The organism is Clostridium collagenovorans DSM 3089 (genome assembly GCF_900130005.1).
Taxonomy (GTDB): Bacteria; Bacillota; Clostridia; order Clostridiales; family Clostridiaceae; genus Clostridium_D; species Clostridium_D collagenovorans.
The window spans coordinates 643,138-659,625 of record NZ_FQXP01000003.1; the positions used below are offsets into that span (position 1 = coordinate 643,138).

Annotated in this window: 16 protein-coding genes; 13 read left to right on the forward strand and 3 right to left on the reverse strand. The window is 27.7% G+C overall.

Translation table 11 applies throughout. From position 1 onward, the window contains the following. Positions 1–3: 3 nt before the first annotated feature. From pilM to BUA48_RS03140, 12 genes are all read left to right on the forward strand, one after another. Positions 4–1,014 carry a pilus assembly protein PilM gene (gene pilM / locus BUA48_RS03085; RefSeq protein WP_072829957.1) on the forward strand — a complete coding sequence of 337 codons (1,011 nt, stop codon included), beginning with the start codon at positions 4–6 and terminating at the stop codon, positions 1,012–1,014. 2 nt (positions 1,015–1,016) lie between these two features. After that, a complete protein-coding gene (locus BUA48_RS03090) occupies positions 1,017–1,580 on the forward strand; it encodes a PilN domain-containing protein (protein ID WP_072829959.1) in 564 nt (187 codons plus the stop codon). 12 nt (positions 1,581–1,592) lie between these two features. After that, entirely contained in the window at positions 1,593–2,783 is a 1,191-nt protein-coding gene (locus BUA48_RS03095; RefSeq protein WP_072829961.1) for a hypothetical protein, read from the forward strand. Positions 2,784–2,885: 102 nt separating this feature from the next. After that, positions 2,886–4,076, forward strand: coding sequence for a type II secretion system protein (locus BUA48_RS03100; RefSeq protein WP_072829963.1), 1,191 nt, complete (start codon positions 2,886–2,888; stop codon positions 4,074–4,076). Positions 4,077–4,087: 11 nt separating this feature from the next. Further along, complete coding sequence (locus BUA48_RS03105; RefSeq protein ID WP_072829965.1) at positions 4,088–5,980, forward strand: hypothetical protein; 1,893 nt, start codon at positions 4,088–4,090, stop codon at positions 5,978–5,980. 9 nt (positions 5,981–5,989) lie between these two features. Next, complete coding sequence (locus BUA48_RS03110) at positions 5,990–6,736, forward strand: prepilin peptidase (protein ID WP_072829968.1); 747 nt, start codon at positions 5,990–5,992, stop codon at positions 6,734–6,736. A gap of 150 nt (positions 6,737–6,886) precedes the next feature. Continuing rightward, positions 6,887–7,240 (forward strand): hypothetical protein, encoded by a 354-nt coding sequence (locus tag BUA48_RS03115; RefSeq protein WP_072829970.1) that lies wholly within the window; start codon positions 6,887–6,889, stop codon positions 7,238–7,240. Between the two features lie 154 nt (positions 7,241–7,394). Then, on the forward strand, positions 7,395–9,194 hold the full coding sequence (locus BUA48_RS03120; protein ID WP_072829972.1) for a glycerophosphodiester phosphodiesterase: 1,800 nt from the start codon (positions 7,395–7,397) through the stop codon (positions 9,192–9,194). 97 nt (positions 9,195–9,291) lie between these two features. Beyond that, positions 9,292–10,179: an MBL fold metallo-hydrolase gene (locus BUA48_RS03125; RefSeq protein ID WP_072829974.1), complete on the forward strand. Its 888-nt coding sequence runs from the start codon at positions 9,292–9,294 to the stop codon at positions 10,177–10,179. 145 nt (positions 10,180–10,324) lie between these two features. Continuing rightward, positions 10,325–11,497 (forward strand): VIT domain-containing protein, encoded by a 1,173-nt coding sequence (locus BUA48_RS03130; protein ID WP_072829976.1) that lies wholly within the window; start codon positions 10,325–10,327, stop codon positions 11,495–11,497. 346 nt (positions 11,498–11,843) lie between these two features. After that, positions 11,844–12,386 carry a SprT-like domain-containing protein gene (locus BUA48_RS03135; protein ID WP_072829978.1) on the forward strand — a complete coding sequence of 181 codons (543 nt, stop codon included), beginning with the start codon at positions 11,844–11,846 and terminating at the stop codon, positions 12,384–12,386. A gap of 177 nt (positions 12,387–12,563) precedes the next feature. Further along, entirely contained in the window at positions 12,564–12,755 is a 192-nt protein-coding gene (locus BUA48_RS03140) for a hypothetical protein (RefSeq protein WP_072829980.1), read from the forward strand. Between the two features lie 39 nt (positions 12,756–12,794). Here the strand turns inward: BUA48_RS03140 and BUA48_RS03145 are convergent, their stop codons facing one another. Then, positions 12,795–14,066 carry a D-alanyl-D-alanine carboxypeptidase family protein gene (locus BUA48_RS03145; RefSeq protein WP_072829982.1) on the reverse strand — a complete coding sequence of 424 codons (1,272 nt, stop codon included), beginning with the start codon at positions 14,064–14,066 and terminating at the stop codon, positions 12,795–12,797. 220 nt (positions 14,067–14,286) lie between these two features. Here BUA48_RS03145 and BUA48_RS03150 point away from each other — a divergent pair, with 220 nt between their 5' ends. Beyond that, positions 14,287–14,499: a hypothetical protein gene (locus BUA48_RS03150; protein WP_072829984.1), complete on the forward strand. Its 213-nt coding sequence runs from the start codon at positions 14,287–14,289 to the stop codon at positions 14,497–14,499. Positions 14,500–14,543: 44 nt separating this feature from the next. Here BUA48_RS03150 and BUA48_RS03155 read toward each other — a convergent pair whose 3' ends face one another. Together BUA48_RS03155 and BUA48_RS03160 are read right to left on the reverse strand one after the other, a co-directional pair. Then, positions 14,544–14,864 carry a hypothetical protein gene (locus BUA48_RS03155; protein ID WP_072829986.1) on the reverse strand — a complete coding sequence of 107 codons (321 nt, stop codon included), beginning with the start codon at positions 14,862–14,864 and terminating at the stop codon, positions 14,544–14,546. Between the two features lie 4 nt (positions 14,865–14,868). Further along, complete coding sequence (locus tag BUA48_RS03160; RefSeq protein ID WP_072829988.1) at positions 14,869–16,341, reverse strand: nicotinate phosphoribosyltransferase; 1,473 nt, start codon at positions 16,339–16,341, stop codon at positions 14,869–14,871. Positions 16,342–16,488: the final 147 nt, after the last annotated feature.

Genomic DNA, 16,488 nt, shown 5'->3' on the forward strand with positions numbered 1-16,488 from the left:
AATGTGGCTAATACAATTTTAGGAATAGATATTGGATCAAGGAACCTACATTTTTGTCTTGTAAAACAAGGTAAGGAATTTGAGGTTATAGGAAGTGTAAGTGTAGATTCGCCTAATGGTGGAATAGAGCTTGGAGAGTTATTAGATATTCGTAGTATAGGGGAAAAAATAAATGAAGTTATAAGTAAGGAGAAAATAAAAGCTAAGGAAATGGCTATTTGTATTAATTCACCTGAAGTTGTAATTAGAGAATTTAGCTTACCTTCTAATGTAAAAGATAGTGAATTGCTCAATGCTTTAGAATTTGAAGTTAGTAAGTCCTTTAAGGGAATTACTAATACCCATGACTTAAGTTTTAAAATATATGAAAGAAATCAGAATTTTGTTGAGGGCGTTGTTTGCTTATGTCCTAAAGAGTTAGTTAAGGGATATATTGAAATGGCAAGTAATCTTAAAATACCACTTAAGTATTTAGATGTTTCTCCAAACTGTATTGCTAAGGCATACAAAGAAATAGTATTGCCTGTTAATTATAGTAAAACTTTAGCTATAGTTGATATTGGAAGTAATTCTACAACAGTAAATATTATTTCTAAGGGAAGATTAAAAATGAGTAGAACCCTTGCACAAGGAGGAGCGTATTTAGACAAGCTTATGTCCATGTCCTTTAATATGTCCTTAGAAGAGGCGGAAAAGATAAAGGAAAATAGTTTGAGTTCCTTTATAGAAGGTCATGATGAATGTGCTTTGCATTTAAAGATGGCCTATGATTCTATCGAAGAAGAAATTATTAATACCTTGAACTATTATATGAAATCATCACCTAAGAATACAGAGGTAGAGAAAATTTATTTAATAGGTGGTGGAAGTTTAGTTTTAGGACTAGAGGCAAGGTTTACAGAGGCATTTAACAAAGAAACCACTATTTTAGAGGTTACAGATACTACAAGTAAGTACATCTCTAACTTAAATAGCATAATACCAGCTTTAGGTGCAGCTATAAGGGAGGAGTAAACATGAGAGATATAAACTTTATTAAAAATTATACCAGCGTAGTAGAAAAATCACAGAAAAAATCTGGAGCACCTAGGTATAATACAATTTGTACAGCAATCATTTGTATATTTATAATTTCTATAATTGCTCTTACATTGCTTTTAGAGTTTAAAGCTAAAAACTTAAATGAAAATTTAGCTCAATTAGAAAATGATATAGCTGGTTTAAATGAAGTTGTTGTTGTAAAGAAAACTATTGTGGATTTAGAAAAGGACGTAGCTATAAAGACATCTGTCTTAGATTCTGCATCATTAAATGGTATGATTAATACTGAAATTTTAACTTCCATAACTGCTTCTATGCCTAAGGATGTTAAAATTAAATCCTATACAGGCAATGCTTCAGGAGAGTTAACTTTAGTTGGTACAAGCAAAAAAAGAGAAGATATAGCATATTTTGTTTATAATCTCGAGGAAATAGGAATTTTTGAAAATACAAATTTAAGTAATATCACAGCAGAAAATGAAGATAAGCCAGCAGATTTAAAATATAATTTTAATATAACTTTAAAGGTGAAAAAATAGGAGGGTAATAAGGTGGCAGTAAAGGGTGAAAAAAGTAAAGAAAAAATAAAAAAACAAAGTCGTTCCTTAACTAGAAGTGAAATAACCTTAATTACCGCATTTATAGTTTTAGGTGGACTATATTTAAGTGATAGGTATGTCTTTGCTCCTAAAAAAGAGGAGATAAGCAAAGTTCAAGAAACACTTGAAATAAGAACTCAGCACTATAATGCTCTTTTAGCTGATTACAATAAAATGGATGAGTTAAAAAGAAGAATTGAAGACTTGAAAAATAGATTACTTAATATGAAAATGCAATTAAAATCCTATATTTCTCAAGAGGATATAGTTTTGAATTTGGATAAGTTATCAAAGGATTGTAAAATTACCTTAAGTAATATAAGCTTAAGCACGATACAGTCACTGTCATTAAATGAATTTAATGCAAAGGATAATAAACCAATAGAATCTGAAGAAAATAAAAGTGAGGCTCCAATACCAGAAACAACAACTAAACAAAGTGATATTTCTAAAGAAGATATGGTACTTACTAAGGCAGTTCAACTAAATTTTGAAGGTTCAGTTAAGAATGTCTATGATTTTCTATCACAACTTGAAAAGAAGATGGATAAGATTCATATAACTGATATTAGTTTAACAGAAACAATTAAGAAAAATGAAAAGAGATTATCAGGAAGTATAACAGTTGCATACTTAGCTTATGCTGGAAAAGATGATAAAGAAAAATACACTTTAGAGGTTCCTCATTCTGAAGCAAAACCAAACTTATTCTATGAAGAGGGATGGGGTAATGATAATATAAATACGGATACTTATTACTCTAACTTTGTATTAAACTTACCATCAGATAAAAATGACATTGTTACCTTTGGTAAAACTTATAGTGAAGCTTCAAAAATATTTACTGAAAGTAATGGATTAGCAATAGATGCTAATTTTAAAATAGAAAATGTAAATGGTAAATATAAATGCTATTATAGCTTAGATAAAATTAACACTACTTTAACTGAATCCTTAGTATTAAAGGATGATAAGATAATTTTATTAGTTAAATCTCATAAGGCTAATGAAAATACAACTAAGATAAACTTAAATATTCAAAATTCAACTGATAAAAAAGTAGAAGTTAAAATAGTTGATGATGATCCGAAAAATCCTTTAATTACTGTAAAAGATAGAAAAGGTGAAATTACTGTAAAGTAAAATTAAACATTACACTTGCTAAGGTAGGGTGTTAATTAGTAAGTGTAATATCTGTTTTTTATAATAATATTTGTTAAAACACTTATTAAGGATGTGGATATTATGAAAACAAAAAAGAAAGGATTTACTTTGTTAGAAGTTATATTTGCGGTGGCTATTTTAGGCATGGTAATAGTAATGATATATCCATCGATGGCTTCTAGCTTTGACTTATTTCGTAGAGCTAAAGATATTGATGCAGTAAATAACTTTGCTACAAACAGTTTGGAAACATTTAAAAAGGACCCTGTAGAGTTTTGGAAAAAAGTAGGGTATACAGAAGTAGCACAGGGAGCTTATGATAAAAATAATGTTGATGTAACACAATCTAAACAAGAGATTTATTATTATAAATATGGTTATGGAGATAAAGCAGATAATAAGTTCTTATACTTTGATAATGCTTTTAAGCCTTTAAGTGAAGCTGAAAAGGATAAGGCTATTTATAAGATGAAGGTATGGGGAACTAAGAAGAGTTTTTCTAAAATTACTAGCAATTTGTTACCAGAAAAAAATGCAGTTATTTCTACTCTTAACTTAAGTGAACAGTATAATTATTTTGAGGCATATAAATTACTTAATCCAGGACAGTATAATAAACCTTATGATTTAGGTATAGTACGTGGAAAAGATGCAAAGTGGGTTGAAAGTTTTTTATTTCAGACCGATACTGTTGATTCTCAGAGTAATATGAAAGAACCTAGTAATACTGGAATTGTACCGTCAGATAAAACTTATAAAAAGTTGACTGATAACTATTCAAAAAATAATAGTGGTTTCGATCATCAATATTATAATACAATGAGAAATGAAGGATATGAATGGTTTATGCATAGATTTTTCAGAGCCAGTTATCTTAATAATGTAGTTGGATTTCCTAAAATACAAGCAAATAATTTTGATTATAAACTTGATAGTAAGGATGAGCCAATTAATATTATAATGAATGTTAATAATATTAACTTAAATAAGCAAGTTCAACTAGATTTTAGAAATAAGTTAGATAATCCAATAGAGTTATTTATGATATATGATGCTAAAAGTTTTAATGTTTCAGGTGGTCAATCAATTATTGATTTAATGATGGAGAATATAAAGTTAAATGTTTTGGATAATGATGTTAATCTAACTTTTTTAAGTAATGAAGCTACTTTAAAAAATGAGCATGAATTATTTCTAGAGTTATACAGAATAGATAAAAAGACAAATAAAGAAAAAAAATATGATACGTTTAAAGTTAAGGCTTTAGTTTAGGAGGTGAAATTATGAAAAGTACATATAGAAAGAATAAAAATGGTTCTGCTATTTTAAGTACCTTATTAATTTCACTAATAGTAACCTCTTTAGTTGTTACTATCATAACTCTTTCTTTGAAAAATCTACAGATGTCTTCTAAAAATATGAAGAGTAATCAAAAGTTTTATGATGTGGATGAACGTACGCAAGAAGTGCTAACTACTCTTGAAAATACCTTAGCCGATTGTGATAAAAAGGTTATAAATTATATATCTGCTGGAAAGTATAAAAGTGAAACACTAGATCCAAATGATGAGATGAATACGCTTTTAGTTAATAAAGATAATCATAAAATGGTATATAAAAAATGGAAAAATGAAATAAGTAACCTTAATACTACAGATCTAGACTATGATGAAAAGTTAGCAGCTTATATAGACGGAGTTCATGAAAGATTATGGGGAAGCGCTATTGAAAACTCCTTGAATAAGTTAAAAGATGAGTTAAATACTAACTATAATTATCAAGTTCATTTAGATACAACTATTAAGAAAAGTTATAAAGATGCAGTTGATTTTAACAACTGGGAACTATCTTCATTATCAAATGCTCAAATAGTTACTTCTCTAAAGGTATATAATGTATCAGGATATAAAACACATGAAAGTATGCCGGAAGGCACTAGGTATTTTAGCTGTGAATTGATACCTGAAAAAGCAGAATATGATAGCGCAAAAAGAAAGTATGTGAAAAATAATGGAGTAAAGGCAAATCCTATATGGACTAATGCTATTACTACTAATAAAAGCATAGAGATTGAAAATTCTAAAGTACAAATAGAAGGAGATGTTGTTGTTAATAATTCTAGTAATAATTCCATGGAGATATCAAAAAGTACTATGAATATTACAGGTAACTTAATGGTAGGTTCAAATATTAGTTTGGAAGAGTCTAATATAAATATCTTTAGAAATACAAGTACTTTGAAATTTAAACCTCATTTATTTGAAACAAGAACTTATAGTGATTTAAATGGCATAGTTGTTTCCAATATACCTATTTATCAGTGTATTGAAGGAAATCAATTCAGTGCGGCTATAGATAATGGATCTAAACCCTCACCAGAGACAGCTATACTTTTTGATGATTCTAAAGGTGGAAATTTATATTTTCAAAATTTAATTGGTGATTATAAAAGCGATATAAATGTTTATGGAAACTCAACTTCTTGGGGCTCTGTGAATTCAAATTACCTTAGTTACAGGGGCTCAAATGGGGGAAACTACGTTAGTTTAAATAATAATATAACTAATAATATTATTTATTTTAAAAATAATATTTATCCTAATATGACTACTCAAGGATTAAGTTTAACTAAAAAAAGACTAACTGAACAGTTGGAGTATTATAAAAATATCATTAAGAGAAAAACCACCACATTAGGTTTTGATACTGGTGGAAAAGATATATTTGAATACTATATGGATCAATCAAAAATAAACTCAGTTTCTTCGCATGAGCTATCATCAAATTTAAATATAAATAACCCTGGAATAGTTAAATATTCCGGTACATTAGATTTATCAGGTAAAAATTTACATGGAATAATTTACAGTCCTACAGACCTGAAAATAATAGGTAATGGTGGTAGCTTTTCTGGAGCTATAATTTGTAATGGTAGTATTGAAATTGAAGATACAAAAGATGTTACTATAAATTATGATGAATCAGTTATCGAAAAAATAATTATAAATAATCGAGAATACTTCGATTCTATCTTCAAACAAGGACAAAAAGGTAAAATACTACCTATTGAGGGTATACCTAATGAAATAATAAAAAATGTTATAAATCCAGAGGCAAGGGTTTGTATTAAAAGAGAAGGATTTAAGATTAACTCTTGGTCACAAAAGGTTAAGTAGGTGAGATAATTGAGTATATTTGTGTTTGTTTTTGGTTTATTAATTGGTAGCTTTTTAAATGTGTGTATTTACAGAATACCTAAGGAGGAGTCTATTGCTTACCCTCCTTCTCATTGTACTTCTTGTAATAATAGAATAAAGAGTTATGATTTAATACCAGTTATAAGTTGGATTTTATTAAAGGGAAAGTGCAGACATTGTAAAGAAAAAATATCTGTACGTTATACTTTAGTAGAGTTATTTACGGGAGTAATTTACTTGTCTCTTTTTCTTAAATATGGTTTAACTTTAGAGTTTTTAAAGTTTATAATATTGAGTAGCTTTTTAATAGTTATCGGTTTAATTGATTACGATACTACAGATGTTTATACTGTAACTACTTGGGTTCCAATAATAATAGGTGCTTTATTTATAGGATATAAAGCTTATGTAGGACAAGATTACCTGACTTATATATATGGATTTTTAGCTTGTGGTGGTATAATTGCTTTAATTATACTTCTTACAAAAGGTATGGGATGGGGAGATGCTGAAATTTGTGCTCTTGGAGGCATATTTCTAGGTCTTTCTAATGGTTTGCTTATGATGCTATTATCCTTTGTAATAGGGGGAACTGTTGGTGCATATCTTTTAGCTACTAAGAAAAAGAGTAGAAAAGATTATATTCCCTTTGGACCATATATAGCGATGGCTGCTATTATTGTGTCACTATTTGGTAGTTATATTTTAGAGTGGTATATGAAAACTTTTTTATAGCATTATAATTAACTCCAGTATTATTTGCATATATGCATTTAATGCCGGAGTTATTATTTGTGAAATCTCTTTTCATAATATGTATTTTTATAGTCTAACTGGTTAAACTAAGCTTATATTTAAGTAAGATTTTAAGTTGGAGGAGTACATATGAATATAAAAGAAACTTTACTTAGTAAGTTTATGGAGAGATGGCATTTAGCTCACTGTAAGGGAAGAAACGACTTTATTTTAAAGAATGGTATAATTAAGCCGATTATAATATTTACCTTAACATTTTTATTATATATTTGTATTAGATATGACAATATATTCAATACTGTAATTTATGATGATTCTATTTATGCACAATACGCATTAATTACCTTAGGTATAGCAGTTTTAGGATATATTTTTAGCTATAATTTTTGGAGCATAAATAATAGACTATATTTAAAGTTAAATCTTAAAAAGATTATGGAACGTAGAATGGAGTTTCAAAGCTTAAAGCATGGAGATGAATAACAAATAAAGCTATCTTTTTCTTTATAGAAAGAAGGTAGCTTTATTTGTTATTAGAAAATATTATGTAAAAGTTAAGATTTTTTTCAAAGAAAATGTTGTATACTAATAAGTAAATATAATACGTAAAGTAAAGTTTTAAGGTGGATGATTAATTTTGAGAAATTTAAAAGAAACTTCAGTTTTTAAATTGGTACTAGAATCTTACAAGGTTTTAAAGGAAACTTTTGTAGCTAATTTACATTTTGAGTTAATATATAAGGCTATAACTTTAGCATTATTTATTCCTATAATATCTATAATATTTAATAAGATAGTTTCTTTAGCAGGTATTGAGAATATAACTAATTATGCTTTGATAAGATTTATTTTTAGTAAATATGGGTTTTTAAGCTTTATTATATTAGTTCCTATGGCAATAATTTTGATTTACATAGAGTTCTCAGTTTTGATTATTATTGCTTATTATGGCTCTAATCATGAGAAGATAAGGGTAAGGGATGCTTTTTTGAAATCAATTACAAATATGCCTTCTTTAACGATATATGGGATACTGACTATGGGAATGTATTTACTTATATTATTTCCTATATTTAGTTCAGGATTTGGTTCTTCACTACTACCAAGTTTAGAAATACCTAATTTTATTTCTGCAGAACTATTTAAAACTTTAGGTGGGGGAGCATTATATATATGTATTTTATGTTTTGTAGTTTATCTTAATATAAAGTGGATATTTGCATTGCCTATATTAGTTTTAGAAGAAAAGAAAAATTTTTTAGAAGCTATTAAGAAAAGCTCAAAAATTGCAAAGCACAATTATTTTTATATTTTAGGAACATTTTTAGTGGGCTTTATATTTTTTATAGTAGTTATAGTAGCTTCTGTAGTGTTGATTTCTATAATTGGAGTTATAGCTGTGAAGTTATTACCTAATAGTTCAGAATTTTGGGCGCAGTTTGAAAATTTCTTTAGCGTAGTTATAGCCTTTTTCATATATTTAGCTACTTTTATTATGGCTCCTATTTATATAACTATTGTTGTTAAGATATATCTAAAAAGAGAAAGTGATAGTGTGACAATATATTTAGATAATATAAATACTAAAACTTTAAAAAGTGAGGAAAATATTAAATTTATTAAAAAGAATAAATTAAGTCTAATCAACTTTTTTTTAATTGTCATATGTTTGCTTTATTTAGTTGGAAAGGTTGCAATACTATCACCTAGCTTTGGGTATATGACCACAATAGCTCATAGAGGAGATACTAATTTTGGTGTTGAAAATACTATTGATTCAATTTATGGAGCAATTAAAAGTAAAGCTGATTATGCAGAAATTGATTTAGTAGAAACTAAGGATAATAAGATAGTTGTACTTCATGATAGTAATTTAAAACGATTAGCTGGACTTAATAAAAATGTTTGGGATCTAACTTTAGAAGAGCTTAAGGAACTTACTTTAAGTCAAAATGGGTTTGAAGGGAAAATTTCTACCTTGGATGAGGTGCTTAAGTATTCCTATGATAAAATTAATTTATTAATAGAAATTAAGCTTACAGGAAAAGAGAGTACTAATTTTATTGATAATGTTATTGATACTATTAAAAAGAATAATTTTACGGAGAAATGTTTAATTCAATCCTTAGATTACGATGTTATTCAAGAGGTTAAAGAAAAAGCAAAGGATATAAAGGTTGGATATGTAATCTTTGCTAAAGTAACTGATATAACTTCACTAAAGGCTGATTTTTTAGTTATGGAAGAGTCCATTGTAAATGAAAAAACAGTAGCTTTATGTAGGATTTTAAATAAGCCACTGTATGTATGGACCGTAAATAAAGAATCTTCAATGAAAAATTTTTATATGATGGGTGTAGATGGACTTATAACTGATTATCCAAGTCAAGTTATAAATGTAGTAGAAGAACTTAAAAATAACCAGGATAACTTCTAAGTTTAGTAATAATTTAAAGAACCTTTACAAGTTAATAGTTTAAATTTTAGTTAAATAGAGGTAAAATTATATTATACAGAGATTTAGGAGTGGTTTAATGGAGTATCAAAAGATTAATGGAAATACAAATGTTATTCTTGGGCCTACCAATATAGGTGTCTATACATTTAAAAATAAAAATTGTATACTAATAGATACAGGTACTGGTAAAAGTTTTGCCAAAAGAATTGATTTATTATTAGAAGAAAGGGATTTAAAACCTAAATATATTATAAATACCCATCATCATGAAGATCATACTGGGGGAAATGGGTATTTTTTAGAAAAGTATCCTGGGGTAATTATAAACACATCAAGTGCTTGTAAGGTTTTTGTGGAGAATCCTATGTTAGCACCTATACTTCTTTATGGCGCTAATCCTGTGAGAGCATTGGTACATAAGGGCTTAAGTACAGAGATTCATAGAGTATTAGAAGAGGAAATCGAAAAGTTCAATGATGAGAAGTTTAAAATAATAAAATTAAATGGTCATTGTCCAGGGCAAATAGCTATAGTTACTCCTGACAAGGTATGTTTCTTAGGTGATAGTATTTTTAGTAAAGAAACTATAGAAAAGTATAAAATACCCTATTTGTTTGACATTGCAGAAAGTATAGAAAGCTTAAAGTTAATAAAAACTATAGATGCTGATTATTTTGTAATTAGCCATTGTAACTATATTATAAGTAAAGAAGAAATTAAGGAACTAGTAGATTTAAACCTTAATAATATAGAAACATTTAGAAATCAAATTTTAGAAATTTTAGATTCACCTACTACTAGGGAAGAAATTTTAGAGAATTTATCTTTGTTTAATGGCTTTGATATGGGATTTAAACAGTATCATTTAAATAATAGCACCATAGGTTCATTTTTGACTTATTTACATAATGACAAGCTTATAGATTATTATGTGGAGAATGGAAAACTGTATTATTATAGATAGCTTTTATATAAGGCTTTAGAGTATTTTTTCATAGGAAAGGGTAAATTATATGTAGAATTAAAAGGCAACAACAAGTAAATTATGTATAGAATATAAAAAAAATTAATTAATATAAATATATATATATTAAAGTTGGAGGGATTCTATGAATGGTTATGGTTTACACGGAAAAGAAGGAAGTAGAAATGGAATAGTTTTAAATGAAGTTAAGATTACGGGGAATGTATGTGGTGAATATGCTGAATTTAGTATTCATCAGAGTTACAGTAATGATGGAGAAGAAAATATAAATGGATTTTTCGCTTTTCCAGTTCCTGAGGATTCTGTACTTTCTGGAATTGAAATTGATTTAGGTGGAAGACATATTGTAGGAAAGGTTGAGGATAAGGCTGAGGCTCTAAAATTATGTGAGCATGGTGAAAAAAATAATGAAGAAGTTTTTGTAATAGAAGACATCTTGAATAAAGGATATAGAATTGGCTTAGGTGAAATTCTTCCAGGTGAAAATTTAAGTATCTCTGTATCATATATCGAAGAATTAGCTTATAGCAAAGGAAATCTAAGACTTGTAGTGCCAGCTTTAACTAAAATTGAGCAAGAAGAGTTATGTGATGCTTCTATGAATATATTAATAGAAACTTTAAATTACTCAGATTTTATCTCAAAAACTCATAAAATAAATATTGAAAGAGAAGATAATCTTGCAAAAATAACTTTATCCGAGGATAAAATTAATATAAATGATGAATTTGTTTTAAATATAATAGAAGAAGAAGACTCTGAAATATCTGGAGTTATCTTTGAGAATTCAAAGGATGACACTTCTCTTATTTATTTAAGACTAATACCTGAAACAGAAGTACCTAAAGCTTTAATAGAAGATTTAAATATTGACTGGGGTAAAATGCAATTAGAAAAGACTTATCCTAGAACAATTGAATATATGTATGGTAACGAACCTTTTACGGTTTTTGCAAAAATAAAAGGTGAAGTTGAACCTACCATTAGAGTAAGTGGTTTTATTGAAGAGAAGAGATTCCAAAGAATGGTTACCTTAGGGAACTTCTCTTTAGCTGAAAATGAACTTTTATTACAAAAGGTTTGGTATAAAAAGAGAATTGATTCTTTAGAAAAAAGGTTTATGAATCAAGAAGAATCTATAAGGGAATCTATGAGGAAGAAGATTAAATCTATATCTAAAGAGACAGGAATTCTTAGCACAGAAACTTCATTGGTATTATATGAAGAATTTGAAGAACCAGTTCTTGGCGGCGTTATAAAAAGAATTTTACCTATAAAGTATATAAACAAAGATTAATTAATTTAAGACATCTGCTATAATAGTAGATGTCTTTTGAATTAATAATTATAAATTCTAGCTAATGTTCTACATTTCTAATAATCTTTGTATTGATTCCACAATGAGTGTTATATCTAAGCATAATGAAGATTATTTATTAGAACATATAGAGCGGCTAGCATTACATAGAGAAAAAGATTTAGTATATAGCTTTAAGCTTAATATAGTTTTTTTAGAAAGTAATTTCATGATGACTAAATCAGATACAAAATAAATTAATGTAAAAAACTATAGAAATATATTATATGTAAGAGGGTATTGGTATATAAAAACATTAAAATTACCATAGAAGAAGGGGTTAAGGATGGATAAGAATTTTTTAGAAGTGATAAATTATAGTGAAGAAGAGATTCTAATGTATAGAAATATTTTGAAAGATAAGTTTAAGGAAAAATCCTTAAATATTAATGATAATTATTTTAATAATATTGTTCCTTTAGATCTTAAGATACTTTTTAAATTATATGATGAAGTTTTCTTCAAAAGCTTTTGTGTGAATAATAATATTTCTCCTAATTTTTCAGTATCAAAAAAGTTAAGCAAAGTAGCAGGTAAAACAATATATATGAAGACTAAAGAGGGCCCTCTCATAAAAGAAGAATATGAAATCCGAATTGGGCTTAGGTTTTTCTTGAATTTCAAAGAGAAAAATGCCGAAAGTAGAGTATGTGGGGTTATAGTTCAGGATTCACTAGAGGCACTATTATATGTTTTTGAACATGAGCTATGTCATTTATTAGAGTTTTATATCTATAAGTCTTCTAATTGTAAGAGGAAAAGATTCCAAGAGATATCAAGAAAGCTTTTCAATCATAAAGGAATATATCATGAGTTAAAGGTCAGCTAGTTAAAAAACTTTAAGTTTAAAAGTATCTATAGGAGTCTATAATATTAATAAAGGAAGTTGCTTCTAATCTTTCTTTAAAATAAATTTTATAAGATAAAACTTATAAATTCACTATATTTTTATAGCAAGTTATTATATAGCAGAGTTAATTTTATTATATTATAAAGAGGTGTCATTATGAGTAAAAGTGTTAAATCTAATTTGCATTGTGCCTGTAATAGTCTCATACAAACAAAAGGTTATCTGCAAAGTGCTTTAAAGTCTATGGATAATGGCAAAAACAAAATTAGGGTAGAAGAATCCTTAAAAGCCTTAGACTCTATTATTAAGCAATGTGAAATAACGGAAGATATAATGCAGATAAAATAAAAATAGTGTCTTGAAATATATATTTCAAGACACTATTTTTTAATAACGATATTTTCTATTTCTTCTACTTCTATTTTTTATTTTTACAATAATAATAAATAGAATGAAAGCTACTAGTGCAACTCCTAGTATTAATGCAATAAATACAATTATGTTATCTTTGATTATATCCATTTTAGATAAACTACTATATAAATCATATTCTTTTACATAATCACCTTGAGTAACTTTTAATTTTCCTATAGGAGAATTTTCTTTAATGCTCCAAGGATTTAAGTTTTCAAGATTAACTTCTTGATTGTATTCAATATCTGTATTAAATAGCTTTACATCTTCTTTTAAAGATACAGGCACTTGCATAACTTTAGTAGGTCCTATAAAAGGTATTACTTTATAAGAAACCTCTTCAGTTTTTATAACAGAATCCTTATTTAACACATTTTTTTCTTGAGCAGAGTAACTATAATTCATAAGTTTTGTCATATCTTCAAAGTACTCTAAGTCCTCATCAGTACTTCCCTTAGAATTCATTACAACTCCTACTAACTTTCTGTTATCTTTTTCATATGCCGCTGCTAAACATTTACCAGCTTTAGCAGTGTAACCTGTTTTACCGCCTATGCATCCATCAGTGCCAATTAGCTTGTTTCTATTTTTAAGTAATGCAGAATTACCATTTAAGAAACTAATTTCACTTTCTTTTTTGCTCATAGATTCTTTTACCCAAGGATTTGAATAAGCAGCTTTTACTAATTTAGCAATGTCTGCAGCAGTAGAATAATGTTCATCTGTGTTATCATCTAAACCATTAGGTGTAACAAAGTTAGAACTATTCATGTTCAATTCTTTTGCTTTTTTATTCATTAATTTAGCAAACTCCTCTGGGGATCCACCAACGTTATCAGCTATCATGTAAGCTATATCGTTACCTGAATATAATAAAAGAGCATCCATAGCGTCCTCTGCAGTGATTTCGTCACCTACATTAACAGGATGTACGTTTAAACCATAAGAAAATGGAGGTTGGCTCTTAGCATTTTGAGTATACTTAAGAAGATCTCCTTTTTGCTTGTTTTCTGCAAGTAATAAAGCTGTTAAAAGCTTTGTTATTGATGCAGGATATGCTTTTGAATCCATGTTTTTACTGTAGATAATCTCATTAGTTTCTAAGTCAATACTAAGTGCTGATTTAGCATATAAATCAGGAGGAGTAATACTTGTATTATCCTCTGCTAAGACTCTGAAAGGTATCAAAGAAACAGTAAAAATCAAAATTAAAGTAGCCAAAATAGACTTTTTAAATTTTTTCACTTTTATACCACTCCCAATTATTTAATGAACAGTTTCTAGTATATCATTATACATATTTTATAACAAGTAATATCTGATTATTATACAAAAAGTAAAAAGAAAATTTAGTTGTTTCTATACTAATATGTAAAAAATATAAAAAATAAGTAAAAAAATCTTTAAAAATTGCTAAAAATAGGGTATAATGTTTTTAGAATACAGAAAAGGTGGGTGTCATATCATGTCCAAATGTCCATTTTTATCTACCGCTGAAGAATACGTTCAATGTTTTGTGGATTGTGAATTCTATAATTATTCTGATAATGAAGGAGTATGCCCCTTTACTCAAATAAAAAGTTCTGCAAAATGTAATGATCCTGACTTAGAGAAATATGATCTATTAGCAACAGATAAGGATTCGTTTTTTAACTTGAAATACAATAATGTGAAATAATTTAAGGGGGGTAATTTATACCTCCCTTAAATAGTACTTATATACTAATGTTTGCAACACTTACCTGAACATTTTTTCTTTGATTCATTCCATGGAGTAGCTTTAATCATAAAGTTAAAATCTTTAAATAATATAATTACTTCTTTTATTTCTTCTGAAAATGAATGGTTATATAGTATCTTTAGATTTTCAACTGTATCTTCTATTAAACCTTCATTATCAACATCAAAAACCAATTCAATTTTTGTGCCACAGCATTTATTTAAATGTTTTAATTTAAGATGAGTATACTCTGGATTCTTTTTTAAAATATCTAAAAGTTCTTTATAAGCGCTTTCTGAAATCTTAATTTTAGGTTTATTCATTGTATTACTCCTCGTTATCAAGAGTATCTGCAAATTCAGTAAGCATTGATTCTTTTAAGTTCCAAAGCTTTTTAGATAAATCAACATAATATGTATGTGGGTTTTCTAACCTACGTACTTCAGGCCATAAAGTTGCTAATTGCTCCTTGCAGTAATCTCGTATTTCTAAAGTCGATGGATTTTCGTAAACTAACTCTCCCTTTACAAATATAGGAGATAATAGAGGCTTTACATAAAATCTATGAAGCTTTTTACGTTTCCATGTATAAACAGGGTTAAATATTGTTAAGCTTTTATTTTCATCCACTATTTCGTCACCTAAGGCAATTAAATCTGCAATAGCTTTATGTGAATTCTTATCAAAAATTCTATATACTTGTTTAAAGCCTGGGTTAGTTATTTTTTCTGCATTTTCACTTATCTTAATTTTAGGAATTATTTTACCTTCATTTTCTACAGCAACTAATTTATATACTCCTCCAAATACAGGCTCAGATCTTGCAGTTATAAGTCTTTCACCAACTCCAAAACTATCTATTTTAGCACCATTATCAAGAACGCTTTTTATTATATATTCATCTAAAGAGTTAGAAATAGTTATTTTAACATCCTCATATCCAGCATCATCTAGCATCTTTCTAACTTTTTTACTTAAATAAGTTATATCTCCACTATCTATTCTTACACCTTTAGGTCTTATATTAAGTGGTTTTAATACTTCATTAAATACCTTAATGGCATTTGGTATACCTGATTTTAATACGTTATACGTATCAACTAAAAGTATGCAATTTTCAGGATAGGTTTTAGCCCATGCCTTAAAAGCATCATATTCAGTATCATATAGTTGTACCCAGCTATGAGCCATTGTACCAACTGCAGGTATATTAAAAACTTCAGCTGATAAAGTACAAGCTGTTGCAGTACATCCACCTATGATAGCTGCTCTTGCTCCATAGATGGCTCCATCATATCCTTGGGCACGTCTAGAGCCTAATTCGATTACAGGTTTATCTTTAGCTGCTGTGCAAATTCTACTAGCTTTTGTAGCAATAAGAGTTTGATGATTTATTGTAAGTAAAATCATAGTTTCGATAAATTGTGCTTGAATTGCTGGCCCTTTAACAATAACTAATGGTTCTCCTGGAAAAACAGGTGTGCCTTCAGGAACAGCCCAAATATCACAACTGAATTTGAAATTTTTCAAATAATCTAAGAATTCCTCTGAAAACATATTTTGTGCTCTTAAATACTCTATGTCTTCTTCGAAAAACTTTAGATTAGTTATATATTCTATCATTTGTTCTACACCAGACATTATACAATAGCCACCGCCATCAGGAATTCGTCTAAAGAACATGTCGAAATAAACAGTTTTATTTCCAACCTCATTATCTAAATAACCATTTGCCATAGTCAGTTCGTAGAAGTCAACTAACATGGTCAAATTTCTATCGTTTTTTATATTAAAAGTCATAAATATCTCCTCTGAATTTTATTTATAAATATACTCTTACTCAGATTAATTTTAATACTATGTGTCAAAGATTACAATACGTTTTAATTATATAATAAAATTTATAAGATGAATTGCTTAAAATTTGTTATAATAGTACAGTATTTG

Excerpts from the sequence above, each read along its gene's own strand:
- BUA48_RS03140 (WP_072829980.1), top strand. The coding sequence starts at position 12,564 with ATGAGTAAAAGTGTTAAATCTAATTTGCATTGTGCCTGTAATAGTCTC.
- BUA48_RS03160 (WP_072829988.1), bottom strand. The coding sequence starts at position 16,341 with ATGACTTTTAATATAAAAAACGATAGAAATTTGACCATGTTAGTTGAC.
- BUA48_RS03125 (WP_072829974.1), top strand. The coding sequence starts at position 9,292 with ATGGAGTATCAAAAGATTAATGGAAATACAAATGTTATTCTTGGGCCT.
- BUA48_RS03135 (WP_072829978.1), top strand. The coding sequence starts at position 11,844 with ATGGATAAGAATTTTTTAGAAGTGATAAATTATAGTGAAGAAGAGATT.
- BUA48_RS03130 (WP_072829976.1), top strand. The coding sequence starts at position 10,325 with ATGAATGGTTATGGTTTACACGGAAAAGAAGGAAGTAGAAATGGAATA.
- BUA48_RS03150 (WP_072829984.1), top strand. The coding sequence starts at position 14,287 with ATGTCCAAATGTCCATTTTTATCTACCGCTGAAGAATACGTTCAATGT.
- BUA48_RS03090 (WP_072829959.1), top strand. The coding sequence starts at position 1,017 with ATGAGAGATATAAACTTTATTAAAAATTATACCAGCGTAGTAGAAAAA.
- BUA48_RS03155 (WP_072829986.1), bottom strand. The coding sequence starts at position 14,864 with ATGAATAAACCTAAAATTAAGATTTCAGAAAGCGCTTATAAAGAACTT.
- BUA48_RS03105 (WP_072829965.1), top strand. The coding sequence starts at position 4,088 with ATGAAAAGTACATATAGAAAGAATAAAAATGGTTCTGCTATTTTAAGT.
- BUA48_RS03100 (WP_072829963.1), top strand. The coding sequence starts at position 2,886 with ATGAAAACAAAAAAGAAAGGATTTACTTTGTTAGAAGTTATATTTGCG.
- BUA48_RS03115 (WP_072829970.1), top strand. The coding sequence starts at position 6,887 with ATGAATATAAAAGAAACTTTACTTAGTAAGTTTATGGAGAGATGGCAT.